Source organism: Pseudomonadaceae bacterium SI-3 (genome assembly GCA_004010935.1).
Lineage (GTDB): Bacteria > Pseudomonadota > Gammaproteobacteria > Pseudomonadales > Pseudomonadaceae > Stutzerimonas.
Genome location: CP026511.1, coordinates 350,273 through 365,402, shown reverse-complemented (window position 1 = coordinate 365,402; position 15,130 = coordinate 350,273). Strand labels below are relative to the sequence as shown.

Annotated in this window: 10 protein-coding genes and 1 pseudogene; 6 read left to right on the top strand and 5 right to left on the bottom strand. The window is 62.9% G+C overall.

Features of this window, described 5'->3' with window-relative positions; translation table 11 throughout:
* Positions 1–204: 204 nt before the first annotated feature.
* On the top strand, positions 205–1,281 hold the full coding sequence (locus tag C1896_01720) for a spermidine/putrescine ABC transporter substrate-binding protein (protein AZZ47483.1): 1,077 nt from the start codon (positions 205–207) through the stop codon (positions 1,279–1,281).
* Positions 1,268–3,640 (top strand): GGDEF-domain containing protein, encoded by a 2,373-nt coding sequence (locus C1896_01715; protein ID AZZ43748.1) that lies wholly within the window; start codon positions 1,268–1,270, stop codon positions 3,638–3,640. Before C1896_01720 ends, C1896_01715 begins: the two co-directional genes overlap by 14 nt.
* Positions 3,641–3,754: 114 nt before the next feature.
* Here the strand turns inward: C1896_01715 and C1896_01710 are convergent, their stop codons facing one another.
* Together C1896_01710 and C1896_01705 are read right to left on the bottom strand one after the other, a co-directional pair.
* A complete protein-coding gene (locus C1896_01710) occupies positions 3,755–5,173 on the bottom strand; it encodes a sigma-54-dependent Fis family transcriptional regulator (GenBank protein ID AZZ43747.1) in 1,419 nt (472 codons plus the stop codon).
* A complete protein-coding gene (locus C1896_01705) occupies positions 5,145–6,632 on the bottom strand; it encodes a two-component sensor histidine kinase (protein ID AZZ43746.1) in 1,488 nt (495 codons plus the stop codon). Before C1896_01705 ends, C1896_01710 begins: the two co-directional genes overlap by 29 nt.
* A 151-nt stretch (positions 6,633–6,783) precedes the next feature.
* Between C1896_01705 and C1896_01700 the strand changes: the two genes are divergently transcribed.
* Positions 6,784–7,176, top strand: coding sequence for a DUF4168 domain-containing protein (locus tag C1896_01700; protein ID AZZ43745.1), 393 nt, complete (start codon positions 6,784–6,786; stop codon positions 7,174–7,176).
* A 73-nt stretch (positions 7,177–7,249) separates the two neighbouring features.
* On the opposite strand, the gene C1896_01695 is transcribed toward C1896_01700, so the two are convergent.
* Positions 7,250–7,708 carry a DUF1456 domain-containing protein gene (locus C1896_01695; protein ID AZZ43744.1) on the bottom strand — a complete coding sequence of 153 codons (459 nt, stop codon included), beginning with the start codon at positions 7,706–7,708 and terminating at the stop codon, positions 7,250–7,252.
* Positions 7,709–8,000: 292 nt separating this feature from the next.
* Between C1896_01695 and C1896_01690 the strand changes: the two genes are divergently transcribed.
* The 3 genes from C1896_01690 to C1896_01680 all read left to right on the top strand — a co-directional run bounded on the left by C1896_01690 (position 8,001) and on the right by C1896_01680 (position 13,574).
* A complete protein-coding gene (locus C1896_01690; protein ID AZZ43743.1) occupies positions 8,001–8,729 on the top strand; it encodes a carbonic anhydrase in 729 nt (242 codons plus the stop codon).
* A 165-nt stretch (positions 8,730–8,894) separates the two neighbouring features.
* Positions 8,895–10,514 carry a hypothetical protein gene (locus C1896_01685; protein ID AZZ43742.1) on the top strand — a complete coding sequence of 540 codons (1,620 nt, stop codon included), beginning with the start codon at positions 8,895–8,897 and terminating at the stop codon, positions 10,512–10,514.
* Positions 10,515–10,754: 240 nt separating this feature from the next.
* Positions 10,755–13,574, top strand: coding sequence for a hypothetical protein (locus C1896_01680; GenBank protein AZZ43741.1), 2,820 nt, complete (start codon positions 10,755–10,757; stop codon positions 13,572–13,574).
* Between the two features lie 218 nt (positions 13,575–13,792).
* On the opposite strand, the pseudogene C1896_01675 reads toward C1896_01680, so the two are convergent.
* Positions 13,793–13,939, bottom strand: a pseudogene (locus C1896_01675) (amino acid ABC transporter substrate-binding protein).
* Positions 13,940–14,029: 90 nt separating this feature from the next.
* On the bottom strand, positions 14,030–14,998 hold the full coding sequence (locus C1896_01670) for an AraC family transcriptional regulator (protein ID AZZ43740.1): 969 nt from the start codon (positions 14,996–14,998) through the stop codon (positions 14,030–14,032).
* Positions 14,999–15,130 lie beyond the last annotated feature (132 nt).

The following is a 15,130-nucleotide window of genomic DNA, read 5'->3' as shown; positions in this document are numbered from 1 at the left end:
AAATTTGTTGCCGTCATTCGCCTGGCGCCATTAAAGTGCCAGTACTGGCTGTCGATAAGATGACTGACTGGTCGCGCATCAGCGTGCCCGCTCAACACATCGCATTCTTCCATCACAGCCAGAGACCCAGTCGGGGCGACCTGCAGTAACAGGGGTCACCGCGACGGTCCCGAAAAGGACATGCCGTAGCGGATGGACAGCCTGATGAATAACTATAAAACACCTTTCCGGGCTCGCAGCGCACTGCTGGCGGTGACCTGCCTGTTGTTTCCGTCGACCGCCCCGTATGCGGGGCAAACCCTGAACCTGCTGAACTGGGAGGAGTACCTCAGCGAAGCGGTCATCGAACGCTGGGAAGCCGAAACGGGGATCAAGATCGAGCAGGTGTACTTCGACAGCGGTGACAAGCGCGACGAAGTACTGGCCAAACCCGACCATCTGATCGACATTGCCCTGACCGAGCTGATCAGCTCATCTCGCTTCGGCCAACGCGGGCTGCTCGATCCGATCGACGAGCAAGCAGTCCCCAATCTCAAGCATGTTCCCCAGCGTTGGCGTGACAGCTGTGGCGCGCACAGCATCCCTTACCTATGGGGCACGCTCGGCATCGCCTATCGGACCGACCGCCTGCCCAACCCGCCGCAATCCTGGGCGGATCTGCTCGAGCCGGCCAATCGCGACGAGCCGCACATCATCATGATGGAGGACCACGAAGACATCCTCGCCGGCCCGCTATTGCACCAGGGGCACTCGATCAACACCTCGAGTAATGACGAGCTGAAGGCGGCCTTCGAGCTACTGCAGGCACAATCTCCTGCCGTACTGACCTACGAGTACGTGATCACGTCATTACGCAGCCAGCGTTACCTCGACAAGGCCGACATGGCCCTGGCCTACAGCGGTGATCAGCAGGTGCTCAATGAAGTCGAAGGTGTCGAGGGCGAACCTTGGCGTTACATGGTGCCCGAGGAAGGCACGCTGCTCTGGGTGGACTGCCTGTCCATCCCGGCCAAGGGTGCGCAGAAAGCACTGGCCTATCGCTTCCTGAATTTCCTCAACAATCCGAAGATTGCGGCGCTGAACAGCGCTGAGCTCGGCGTCGCCACCACAAACGCCGCCGCCAAGGCACTGCTGCCTGAGGAGATACGCCAGGACCCGACCATCTACCCACCCGAAGCGGTGTTGCAAAACAGCCAGGTGTACGAGACGCGGCCATTGGAAGCGACGCAAACACGGCGGCGCATCATCAGCGCCCTGATCAACGCCCATGAGGCTCGGTAAACGCGCACTGCTGGTGATCTTTCCGGTCATCCTGATCGTCCAGCTGCTCGCCGCCACGACCGCCTACATGACCCAGCGCGCATCGCTGCTGGGTCTGGAGCAGGCGCGTCTGGCGCAACGACTATCGGCCTTGAAATCGGCGTTTCTGGACTACCAGGCATTCAATCGCAGCGCGCTGTATTCGATTACCGATAGCGAGGCGCTGCTGTTGTTCCTGCGCGAGTCGGACACCGCCTACCGCAACGACACCCTCGGCCTGCGCATCCAGCAGAGCATCCGCTCGCTCTCCAGTGCACGTCTGTCGTTCGTCTCTTTCGCGATCGTCGAGCCGGACGGCGAGGTCGCCTATTATTTCGAAAGCAGCCTGTCACCGTTCGCCAGGATGAATGCCACCCAGCAGCGGATCGTAAGAGAGGCCAAGCAGGCCGCCGAAACCGACGAAATGATCTACGTGGAAAACGCCGAAAGCGGGCCGCTGCTACTGGACACCGATTTCATCCTGCCGGCCTCGGCCACCCGGCCGTTGCCCAGCCAACGCGAGGAAGCTTTTACCCTGCAATTGGCCGTGCGGCCGGAGCAGTTCATCGCCCTGAAGAACCAGCTCGAGGCAGACTACGGCGCTGTGGTGGAGATTGCCCCGACACCGAGCACGGCAAGGTCGCGCCTGGCCGCTGAGGTCGAGCTGTCGGGTTCATTGAGGGCGCGGCTGACGCCCCCTCCGCAATACCTTGCCGAGCGCTTGCGCAAACTCAGCCTCGCCTTCCTGATCGGCGGCTCGCTGATCTGCCTGATCACCAGCGGCCTGTTGCTGTTGTTGATTCGCCGCTACGTCACCGGGCCCATCAGCCATCTCGATAAGCAGCTCACCGACCTGCTGCGGTGCAAGCGTACTGCGCTCGACGAGCCCACCGACGGCGGCGAGATCGGCCGCCTGACGCTGAACATGAAGACGTTGCACGAGCGCAACACCGAGGCTCTGCAGCGCATTCAGGAAATCTCCTGGACCGACAGCCTGACTCACATCAGCAACCGCGCCCACTTCGGCATATTGGCGGCAGCCATGCATGACAAGTGCGAGCAAGGCGGACAACGGCTGGCCCTGCTGTTCCTCGACCTGGACAACTTCAAACAGGTCAACGATCAGCACGGCCATGACGCCGGCGATACGCTGTTGCGGATCTTTGCCCTGCGTGTACAGGGCGCGCTGGATCGCCATTGCGAGGCCCGTCCGGCTACCGAAACGGCCTTTGCGCGGCTGTCCGGTGACGAGTTCGCCGTCCTGCTGTTGTCGCCAGCCGGGAGCGACAGCTTGCCCGAACTCACTGATGCGTTGCTCGGCCTGTGCCGCGGCGGCTTCAGTGTGGAGGATCGTCTTTATCAGGTCAGCGTCAGCATTGGCACCGCCCGTTATCCCGAGGATGCCGCCTCGATCACCCAGCTGCTGACACGCGCCGACACCGCGATGTATCAGGCCAAGGCCCTAGGCAAGAACTTCGCGGTCGCTTTTTCGGCGGAGCTGGAGCAACGCGACCAGCGCATCCGTATGATCGAGGAACAGTTACGTACGCTCGACGGCGACGAACAATTCCGCCTGGTGTATATGCCCGCAGTGGATCGTGAAGGCGCAGTGGTCAGCTGCGAGGCACTGCTGCGCTGGCATTCCCCGCTGCTGGGCACGGTCTCGCCCGGCGAATTCATTCCCATCGCCGAGCGTGCTGGCCTGTTTCCGAAAATCGATAGCTGGGTCATCGATCACGCATTGGCCGGTTATCCGCAACTGGTCAGGCTGTTCGGTGAGGGTGTCATCCTGGCGATCAACGTGTCATCGGCGCAACTGGACGATGACCGCCTGTGCAGCTACCTGGCTGAGCGCGCCGCACACTACGACATCTGCACCAGCCGCATCGAGATCGAGCTCACCGAGACCTACGCCACCGAACTCTGCAGCAACACCATGGCGGCGGTGCATGCGATCCAGATGGCCGGGTTCCGTGTTGCCATCGACGATTTTGGGGTCGGCTACACCTCGATCCAGCAGCTGCTCGAATACCCGGCCGATACCATCAAGCTGGACATGGCGATCGTCGAGCGACTGACCCGCCCGGAGATGCAGCAGAGCCTGACGGCGATCGTTGCGTTCTGTCAGGCCCAAGGCAAACGGGTGAATGCCGAGGGTGTCGACAGCCTGGAGAAACAATCCGCACTGTTGCAGGCCGGCTGCGATCTGTTCCAGGGCTATCTGATCTCGCCGCCGCGTTCGGTCACGGCATTGGCGGAGTGGGTAGCGGTGCGCAATCTGTCCCAGGCCGAACTGCGCCTGGAGCAATTGCCGCCGCGCACCGCTGTGCAGCTCAGCTAGCCCACCAATCAACTCGTCTGGTGCCGCGCAAACTGTTCTCGCTCAGGCGCAGTGTCTGTCTGCCGGTGCAGAGGCTGCCGCCACCGCCGCTTTCCGGCGCCCGGCTCGGCGGGATCAACCGTTGTCGTCCTGCTCCTGCTCGCCCAGACGCCGATAAAGCGTACGCCGGCCGATGCCTAGCAGTGCGGCGGCGCGGCGCTTGTTGCCCTCGACCCGCTCCAGCACGTGGCGGATATAGCGCATTTCCAGCTCGTCCAGTGTCGGCAGTAGAGGCCCGTCGATCATGGCCCCGAGCAGGTCATCAGTACGCGCCTCGGGTGCGCTCTGCTGGTAACCGGCGATGCGCGTCGGCAAGTGTTCCAGCTCAATGCTGCGGCCATGGCAGAAGGTCACGGCACGCTCCATGGCGTTCTGCAATTCGCGCACGTTGCCGGGAAATGGATAGCGCCTGAGCTGCTCCAGCGCTGCCTGCGACAGGCCCCGCACCGGCCGGCTGTCCCGCGCTGCGAAATGCGCGACGAAGCCGGCGGCGAGCAACTCACGGTCTTCTTCGCGATCGCGTAGCGGCGGAACCGGCAGGATGAAGGTCTCCAGACGGAAGAACAGGTCCTCGCGGAACGACTCGCGGCCAGCGGCGGTTTCCAGGGGCCGGTTACTGGCAGCGATGATGCGCACGTCGACGCTCAACTCGCGCTCGCCGCCCACCGGGCGGATGGTGCCTTCCTGCAGCACGCGCAGCAGCTTGGCTTGCAGCGGCAGCGGCATTTCGCCGATCTCGTCGAGGAACAGGGTGCCGCCATCGGCTTGCTGGAACAGCCCCTTGTGGGCGCGGCTGGCACCGGTAAAGGCCCCGGCAGCGTGTCCGAAGAATTCGCTTTCCAGCAGCTCGGCGGGCAGCCCGGCACAGTTGATCGCCAGAAACGGTCGCTGTGCCCGCTCGCTCTCGGCGTGAACGGCGCGGGCCACCAGCTCCTTCCCGGTCCCGCTCTCGCCGATGACGAGCACAGGGCCGGCGGCCCGCGCCAGCTGACGGATCTGGTCAAACAGTTCGCGCATCACCCGGCTGCGGCCGAGCATGCCGTGGAAACGGTCGTCGCTGAGCAATTGCTGGAAACGCCGCACCTCGTCCCGCAGGTGCCGGGTTTCCAATGCGCGCGAGACCGCGAGCCCCAGATGATCCAGGTCCAGCGGCTTGGTCAGAAATTCGTCCGCCCCCTCTTTCAGCGCGGCGACCGCCTGCTGAATGCTGCCGAACGCGGTGATCACCAGAAACGCCGGTGCCGCCTGCATAGCCTTGACCCTGCGCAGCAGCGCCATGCCATCGGCGCCCGGCAGGCGCAGGTCGCTCACCACCAGGTCCGGCTCCCAGCCCTCCAGCCGCGTCAGGGCCTCTTCCGCAGTTGCCACAGCCTGCACCTGCAGCGCGCGGTCTTCCAGCTCCTCTACCAGCAGCTGACGCAGGCTGTCGTCATCCTCCACCACCAGAACCCGCTGGGGCGCACTGTCATCCGTTTGCATTGCCCTGCTCCTCATCGGCCAGCGCCAGTGAAATACGAAAAGCCGCACCGCCCAGCGATCCCTGAACCAGTTCGATACGCCCACCACACTCGGCAACGACGCCGTGCGCTACCGCCAGCCCCAGGCCGCTGCCCTTGCCCACCGCCTTGGTGGTGAAGAAGGGCTCGAACAAAGCCGCGCGGTGCTCTTCGGCGACGCCTGGACCGTCATCCTCGACCTGAAACAACAGCCTGTCGGCGTCTGCCCACCAGCGCAGGACCACCTGCCCGCCCGGGCTGGCCTGAGCCGCGTTGCGCAGCAGATTGGTCAATGCTTGCTCGAACCGCGGCGGATCGACCTCGCAGTGCAGCGGACCAGGCGGGGCCTCGAGCTGCAGCCGGACATCAAGGGCCGCGAGCTCGTCGGCGACCGCCGCGGCGGCGGAATGGGCGAGCACATCAGCTGGCATGCGGCGCGGTGGCCGCCCCGCCGCGCGACCGAAGTCCAGCAGCTGACGGACGATCCCGCTCAGGCGCTGCACCTGGCTACGGATCTGCAACAGCCCTTTGCGCGGGCCATCCTCCAGGCTCTCGCTGCGCAACACGCGCTGGGCCTTGCCATCGATCACGCTCAGCGGACTACCCAGCTCATGAGCGACGCCGGCCGCCAACCGGCCCACGGCGGCGAGCTGCTGAGAACGTCGCAGACGCGCCTCGAGTTCCGCCTCGCGGGCCTTCTGCTCGGCCATGCGCTGCTCGGCATCGGCAATGCTGTCGAGCATCTGGTTCAGCGCCCGGCCAAGGACGGCAATCTCCTGCGGGCCGCTGCGCGGGGCACGGTGCTTGCGCTCGCCAGCCGCAACCCGAGCCATGCTCTGCGTCAGTTCATGCAGATGCCGGCCAATAGCCGACCAGTGCCCGAGCAGGACGATGCAAACGGCCGCCAGTGCCAGCACCGCCGCGCAGATGCCAGCAATCACCCGCAGCTGCCGGGTGTCACGCTCGAAATCGTTCCAGCGGCGGGTGACCTGCAACAGCCCGTTGATGCGCCCACCGCTCTGCTCCAACGGCAGGAAGTAGGAATAGACCTCACGCCCACGGATGCGCTGATAGCCGCCACGGCGTTTGCCGTCAGCGGTCAGCTGCTGGATCGAGGACTGGTCTTGGTCCGGCTCGATAGCACCGGCGAAGGCCACCAGCTCCCCCTGATCGTCGTACAGGTAGGCGCCATAGACACGGCCGACACCGAGTACAGACTCGAGCACCTGTTGTGCGGTCCGGTCGTGCTGCTTTTCCAGGCTGTCGCTGAGTGGCAACCGCACGGCGCGGGCGACCAGTTCGACCTCCTCCTGCAAACGCCGCTCGCTGTTGCGCTCGACCGTCCACAGCAACAGGTAACTGAAGCCGAGCATGATCGCGACGAGAGGAATTACCACCTTGAGGAGCAACGCCCCGCGCAACGTCGAGGTTCGCTGCCAAACTGCTACATGTGCCATTCTAGCACCATACACAGCGCCCATCTGACCGTCGAGGCGAACGGGACGGATGGTCGGATCTCTATTAAATCAGGCAGTTAGGGACAGTAGCGGTGAGTGGCATGGCTGATGCAAAGGCTTGTTCGTCTTTTCCACTATCAGGACTACCACCATGATCAAGTTCAATACTCGCCTCGTGTCCACCAGCCTGTTTGCCCTGTTCATGGCAGCCGGTGCCTCCCAGGCTTCCGCTCAAGAGGCGAGCCAGCCACAAGCCCCTCAGGCAGCGCCGGCGATGCAAGCGTCGGACATCAGCGACAAGAAGCTGGAAAAGTTTGCCGACTCGCTGGGTGAAATCATGGAGATTCGCCAGGACTTTACCGCCAAGCTGGAGAAGACCGGAGACCCGGCCGAAGCCCAGCAGCTGCAGCAGCAGGCCAACGAGAAGATGATGGAGACAGTTGAAAACAACAACCTGAGCATCGAGGAATACAACGCCATCAACCAGGCGGTGCAGAACAATCCTCAGCTGCGTGACAAGGTCATCTCGATGATCCAGAGCTAACGCTCGGTGATACGAAAAAGCCCCGTCGATAACGGGGCTTTTTCATGCCTGACGGCTCTACAGGCAAGCTTGCTCAGTTGCTGCGCTGCGCCAGCCCCTTGAGAAAGTTACGCAGCAGCTGGTCGCCGCACACCCGGTAGTTGCTGTGTCCAGCCTTGCGGAACAATGCGTTGAGTTCGGGCTTGGATACGGGGAAGTCGACCGATTGAAGAATCGCGTGCATGTCGTCTTCCTTCAATTCGAAGGCCACACGCAGTTTTTTCAGCACCGTGTTGTTGGTCACCGGCAATTCGATGGGTGGAATCGGCCGGCTCTCGTCCTTGCCGCGCTTGTAGATCACGAGGCCATCGAGAAAGTGCGCCATGATCCGATCTGGACAGGGTTTGAAGCCTTCCTCGTCTTCCTTCGCCAGGTACGCCACCGCCTCGCTATCGGGAATCTCGCAACCCGTCAGCCGAGTGATCTCGGCGATCTTGGCGTCATTGACGTTGAGGATGTAGCGCAGGCTGCGCATTACATCGTTATTGATCATGGGGTCGCTCCGGCTTCAATACATATACAAGGCGCGCATGGTGAAGTTCGCCAACCGGAAAGGGAAGCGAAAAGCGCATCGCCCGGCCAGCGCCCAACCGCACCCCGTCGGATGAAAAGAACGCCGCCTGGATTGCGACGACAAAAAAGAATGACGCCCGGGTCGCTGGGCCAGCATTCGGAACGCTTGCTCAGCAAGCTTCTTTTTTTCAGCGTGTAACCACACGCCAGGCAGGAGCCGCATAACCAGACGGCAGACATCGCCGTCGTCCTATGAAGTCGAGGAACTTGTCATGAAATTTGCCCCTTCGCTCGCCACTCTGTTCTTCTGCACCCATGCGCTGGCAGTCACGCCGGGCACGAATTGGGAATACTCGGGTGAAACAGGCCCGGAGAACTGGGCGAAGCTCACGCCTGAGTTCAACGCCTGCAGCGGCAAGAACCAGTCCCCCGTCAACCTGGACGGTTTCGTCGAAGCCGAACTGGAGCCGTTGATGGTCAGTTATGCCACCGGCGCGAGCGAAGTCGTCAACAGCGGTCATACCGTCCAGGTCGCCTACAAACCCGGAAGCACCCTTACATTGGATGGAAAGACCTTTCAGCTGATCCAGTTTCACTTCCACATGCCCAGTGAAAACCAGATAAAGGGGCAGTCCTACCCGCTGGAAGGCCATCTGGTACATGCCGACGAAACAGGTAACTTGGCGGTAGTGGCCGTGATGTTCAAGGAAGGCGAGCAGAATCCGGTACTGGCGAAACTCTGGGACAGCTTGCCCGCGGAGGGCGACACGCAGCCGATCCCCACTGCGGTGAATATCCGAGACATGTTGCCGGCGGATCTGGATTACTACCGCTTCAGCGGCTCGCTCACCACGCCGCCCTGCTCCGAAGGGGTTCGCTGGTTGGTGCTCAAGCAACCGGTGGTGGCCTCGACCGCACAGATTCAGGCCCTGACCGATGCTGTAGGCGAGGCCAACAACCGTCCGCTGCAGCCCGTCAATGCGCGGGTAATCCTGCAGTAAACCAACCGAGCCGACCGGCTGCCACCCCGCGATGGCCGGCTCGCTCCCGTCGTTCCAGGCTCATGACAGCCTGCCCCGCCGCGGCTACACTGCGCGCCGCGCGAACTGCCCAGGTTCGCCGCGCCGCCACCTTACCTCTGCCGGGGCTACCGGCCAGGACCTGTCATGATTCGCATCAACGAACTGCAACTGCCGCTTGATCACCCCGCTGAGGCCTTGCGCCAGGCTATTGTCACGCGCCTGAAAATCAGCGACACCGAACTGCTCGACTTCACCGTCTTCAAGCGCAGCTATGACGCGCGTAAGAAGAACAGCGAGATCACCTTCGTCTACATCATCGACGTCAGCGTGACCGACGAAGCGAAGGTGCTCGAACGTCTGGCTGACGACCGCAACATCCGCGTCTCGCCGGATACCGGCTACTACCCGGTCGGCCAGGCGCCCGAGGGGTTGAGCGAACGACCGCTGGTGATCGGCTTCGGCCCCTGCGGGCTGTTCGCCGCGCTGACCCTGGCGCAGATGGGCTTCAAGCCGATCGTGCTGGAACGTGGTCGCGATGTGCGCAGCCGCACCAAGGACACCTGGGCGCTGTGGCGCAAGAAGGTGCTGAGCCCGGAATCCAACGTGCAGTTCGGCGAGGGCGGCGCGGGCCTGTTCTCCGATGGCAAGCTTTACAGTCAGATCAAGGACCCGAAGTTCTACGGTCGCAAGGTAATGCACGAGTTCGTCCGCGCCGGCGCGCCGGAAGAGATCATGTTCGTCAGCAAGCCGCACATCGGCACCTTCCGCCTGACCGGCGTGGTCTCGACCATGCGCGAGGAAATCAAGGCGCTGGGCGGCGAGGTGCGTTTCGACAGCCGCGTGGTCGACTTCGTCATCGAGGACGGCCGCATCCAGGGCGTGCGCCTGGCGGATGGCGAAGAAATCCGCAGCCGCTATGTGGTGCTCGCCCTCGGTCACAGCTCGCGCGACACCTTCCGCATCTTGCATGAGCGCGGCGTCTATATCGAAGCCAAGCCCTTCGCCGTGGGCTTTCGCATCGAGCACCCGCAATCGCTCATCGACAATGCCCGCCTGGGCAAGTACGCCGGACATCCTGAGCTGGGCGCCGCCGACTACAAACTGGTCTACCACGCCAAGAACGGCCGGGCGGTCTACAGCTTCTGCATGTGCCCGGGCGGCACCGTGGTGGCGGCCACGTCCGAGCCCAACCGGGTGGTCACCAATGGTATGAGCCAGTATTCGCGCAACGAGCGCAACGCCAATGCCGGCATCGTCGTCGGTATCAACCCGGAAGAGGACTTCCCCGGCGGCCCGCTGGCGGGCGTCGAGTTGCAGGAAAGGCTGGAGTCGCATGCCTTCGAACTGGGCGGCAGCGACTATTGCGCACCCGGCCAATTGGTCGGTGACTTCATCCGCGGTCGTGCGTCCAGCGAATTCGGCGAAGTCGAACCCTCCTACAAGCCGGGCGTGCGGCTGGGCGATCTGGCGCCATCGCTGCCCGGCTACGTGATCGAGGCCATTCGCGAAGCCTTGCCAGCATTCGGCAAGCAGATTCGCGGCTTCGACCGCCCCGACGCGATCCTCACCGGTATCGAAACGCGCACCTCTTCACCAGTGCGGATCAAGCGGGACAACGAGAGCCTGCAAAGCATCAACACCCGCGGCCTGTATCCCGCTGGCGAGGGCGCCGGGTACGCCGGTGGCATCCTCTCGGCCGGTGTCGACGGGATCAAGGTCGCCGAAGCGGTGGCCACGGCAATGCTGGCCGATCTGCAGGGTTAACCGCCTTTCAAGCACGGACGACGGCGATGCCGTTCGTCCGTCTCCACGGCTTGCCATCGCGCCTATCTAACCTGTCTTTCGTCGCTTCTGCGGGACTCGCAGCCGTTGCCTGTGGCCGTGCCTGGGAAATTTGCAGTGACCTTTTCCGCCCGGTAAGGGGTCGACACTTTCACAGGGCTGCATCCGACTGCAGCTGACCCTCACGTATCGCGCACGAGCGAAACCGGATCAGGAGGCAACGTGGCGAAGGCAGCGAAAATCTTTGGAATCGTGCTGGCGGGCCTGGTGCTGCTCGTGGCGATTGCGGCAGTGCTGGTGCAAACGCAGTGGGCACGGGAAAAGATCGAAGCCCAACTGAGCCAGCGTCTGGATGGTCGTGCGGTCGAGATCGGCAACCTCGACATCGATTGGGGGTTTCCGCTGGGGATCAGCGTAAGCGATGTCGAAATCGCCAACCCCGAGTGGGCCAAGCACCCCTATATGCTCAAGCTTGATGCGATGCAGGCAGAGATCGATGTGGGTGCGCTCCTGACTGGCCACCTCAGCCTGCAGTTGCTCGAGCTCGAACAGCCTGAGATTCATCTGGCCCGGCAGGCGGATGGCCGCTCCAACTGGGCCGCGTTGACAAGCGAAGACAGCTCCAGCGACAGCAGCTCGCCAATCCAGCCCGATACCATCCGCATCCAGAACGGGCGACTCACCTATCGCGACGCAGCGCTGGACGCCGAGGTCACCCTTGATATCGCCACAACCGATAACGGCCCGGGCCAGCGACAGCTCTCCATCGAAGGCCAGGGCAGCGTGCAGGGGAAACCACTGCAACTGAGCCTGACTGGCGAGCCGCCTTCCCAGGCCTTGGCCAGCGGCTCGCCCTATGCGGTGACGCTCGATGCGCAACTGGGCGAGATCCAGGCGCATTTTGACGGCGAAGCTAAGGAGCTTCCGCCGCTCGATGCTCTGCAGGGAAAGCTGACGGTGAGCGCGCCGGACTCGGCCGAACTGATGGCGTTCGATACTCCGGCTATCGACGTCCCGGCATTCGACTTCAATACTCAGCTCAAGCGAGATGGGCAGCGCTGGGCGCTGCAAGACGTGGATCTGAAGACCGGCGAAAGTCACCTCACCGGCTCGCTGATCCTGGAGCGCGGCGAGACCCCGGAGTTGAACGTGCACATGCAAGGCAACCGGCTCGACCTCAATCGGTGGGGCGTGATGCGCTTGCTTAACGCGGAGCAGGACAGCACTCAATCGCAGGCAAAGGGTGACAAGCAATCGTTGCAACAGCGCGCGCACACCCTGCTGCAGCCGTTGCGTCGCTATCGCGGCGAGGTGGATCTCAGCTTGGGTCAGCTCCTGTATGGCGATGCCGCGCTGAGCGACATCGTGCTCAAGGGCAGCTTGGCCGAGCAGCGTTTGCAGATCCAGCAGTTACACGCCGAGCAAGGCGACGGGGCGATCAGCGCTAACGGCGCCCTCGACCTGACGAAGAACTCGCTGAGCGGAACGGTCGACCTGACTGTCGAGGAATTGGACCTGGGCCGTGCGCTTGAGCCACTGGGCTATCCGAAGCTAGGCACGTTGGATGGTGAGTTGCATGCGCAGCTGGGGCAGAACTCCGCTCGCCTGAGCGACACGCACCTGCGCTACGAAAACCCGACACGCGACCTGCGAATCGAAGTGGACGCCACCTCCACCGACTCAGGTCTGCAAGTGACGGGCAACGCCTGGCGCAACGAGGTGCCGCTGCAGTTCGAACTTGAGGTGGGTGCGCTGGAAGCCATGTTCGACAATCAACCTTATCCCGTCGAGGGCACGGTGACGTCGCGCGAAAGCTACCTGACCGTGAATGGCACCATCACCGATCCGTTGCAGTTGGAGGCGGCGGATCTCGCGATTTCGCTCGAGGGTCCGAACCCGGCGAACCTCAACCCGCTGACCGGATTGAGTCTACCTTCGCTGGCGGGCTATCAGCTGCGCGGCCAGCTCCTTTGGGAGAATCAGCAGTTGCGGCTGCAGGATCTGCGTGCGCAGTGGGGCCAGAGCGACCTGAGCGGCGACGTTCGCCTCGACCTCAGCGGTCGCCCCATGCTATGGGCCAATCTGCATTCGGACACCCTCTATACCTCTGACCTTAAAGCGCCCGGCACGCCGACCGACCCCACTGACGGGCAAATGTTTTCCGATGAACCGCTTGGACTCGATGCGTTACGCGACCGCGACGCCATCGTCCGCTACGAGGCGGACAAGGTGATCGCCAAAGACATTCCCCTGAACGCTGTCGACTTCAAAGTCGAGCTGGACGAAGGCGTTCTGGTGACTGAACCCTTGAAACTCGCCATTGGTAAAGGCAAGGCCAATGGCCGGCTGCGCCTGGACGTACGGCCACCGCAACCGACGGGTGAACTGCATCTGGATATCACCAGCGTCAATCTGTCCCCTGTCCTACGCGAGGCTGACCTTCCGCAGGTAGCGCAGGATTCGGCCGGGACCATTGGCGGCCAGCTGGACCTGAACTTCAAAGGACACTCCCTGGGCGAGATGGCGGCTGCACTCGATGGCAAGCTGGAACTTGCGATGTCTGGCGGGAAGCTGGATATGCTCGCCATGGAATTGCTCGGCCTGGATGCAGGGGAAGCTGCGCTGGCCGCGCTCGCTGACGACGATCAGGTGCCAATGAACTGCACCTATCTGCGTTTCGACTCGACAGATGGCATAGCGAAGCTGGAGCAGCTCTTCATCAGCACCACCGACAGCAACATCACTGGCGGGGGCACCATCAAGCTCGACAGCGAACGCCTAAACCTGGCATTCGAAGCGCATGCCAAGGACATCAGCCTGTTTTCCGGCAACTCACCTGTGGAACTGCAGGGCACCTTGAGCAACCCGCAGGTCAGCGTGGTGACCGGCGAATTGGCAGCCCGTACCGTCGCCAGTGTTGTCGGTGCCTTGGTAGCGCCGCCGTTGGCCATCCTGCCTTGGCTGGAGGCTGGACTCGGAGAAGGCTCTGGGGTCGGCTGCCGTAAGGCGCTCAATGAATTCGAACAGGGCACAGGGCCTTGAGATAACCCGGTGGCACGGATCAGTGATGCCCCTGCCGTCAACCCGCCCACCGTGGCACCAGTCTGCAGTTGCTCGAACGCGGCCTGGGTGCGTAGCACAACGTCGTCATCGGTCTGGCGTCTGTATGTCATGTAAAGCTGCGTGAATGTGTTGGGGTGAAGACGCGCTGGACCTCGCTTACGTCGAGGCCCGCGGCTTCGCACAGTGCAATTATGCTCGGCCTTTAGCTTTTCGTAGTTGTGCTCGTACTTACTGCTCGACTGCAGGTGCCCGATGGCGAAGCGTTTGTCTATCAGATGCTGCTCGCCGACGTGGTCCTTTACGGTAGCAATCTGACACTTACGCGCATCTGGAATGTCCCGCATAACTCATCGCGAAGCGCAATGGTCTTATCGTTCTCCATGTCGCTCATGGAGCCGATACATTCATCACCGAGCAGGTCGGTTACCAAGCGCTTAGACCCTCGCCCGTACCTGCCGCGGGGTGATGCGGAAATGGCGCTTGAATGCCGTGGCGAAGTTAGCGGGACTGTTATAACCGGCGCGCCAGGCGGCCTCGTTTACGCTGGCACCTTCGCGCTCCAATGCTTCCCGCGCCAGCTGCAGCCGGCGGGCACGCTGGTACTCGAACACGGTCATGCCCTTGAACAGGCGAAACTGCCGTTGCAGCGTGGTGGCATTGACGCCCACGTCCCGGGCGATGCGCTCCAGCGTCCAGTCGTCGGCCTCACCGCTGTCGAGGAGCGCAAGGAGGCGTTGCAGACGGCGGTACTCCTGCGGACGCAGGCCCTGTTCCGCCGACGCCGAGCCATCACCCAGGCTGATCAGTGCCTCGCAGGCGATGTCCAGCGCGCGGCTTTCCAGGTACAGCCCCTGAAGCAGCGGGTCATAGCCGGGCGGGTTGAGCATCTGCTCGGCCAGCGTCAGCAGCCGCGCCGAGGGCTTCCAGATGCGCGGTACTAGATGGCTATCCATGAAGTGGCGAATCGCGCCATCGCTCGAGGCGACACCCTCTCCACGCCCTTCGAGCCATTCCGGCGTCAGACTCACCACCAGCTTGCGGATATGACTGCCGCGGCGCGCCTGGCGGCGGAAGAGCACTGGCTCGTTCATCGAAACCGCCACGCCCTCGGGCGCTCGCTGAGACGCCGACTGACCGAGCGTCAGCGACAGGTCGTCATAGCTGACCCGGCTCTGGCCCTGCAGAAAAAGCACGAACGATACCCGCGGGCCAACCACGTTTTCGGTGACGAAATCCTGCAGCTCTTCGCAATCGGACCAGTGCAGCGACAGGCCATCCCGCAGCTGCGCCCACTTCACCCGGCCGTAGAGCAGACGATCGTCATCCTCGTTGGGCAGGCGCAGCCCCGGCCTACTCATGGCCGGCAACTCATCGCCGCGAATGATGTGATCAGCTTGATTCATGCGGCGCTGCGCCTCGATCTGACGGGATAGCAAAGCAAATGTTCGGCCCCGCAAAGGTTCGCGAAGCGGCTGGGTGGCAGACTACGCGCCGACATCCTTTGATGCAAATCATTATCATTAAGTAGCGCGAAC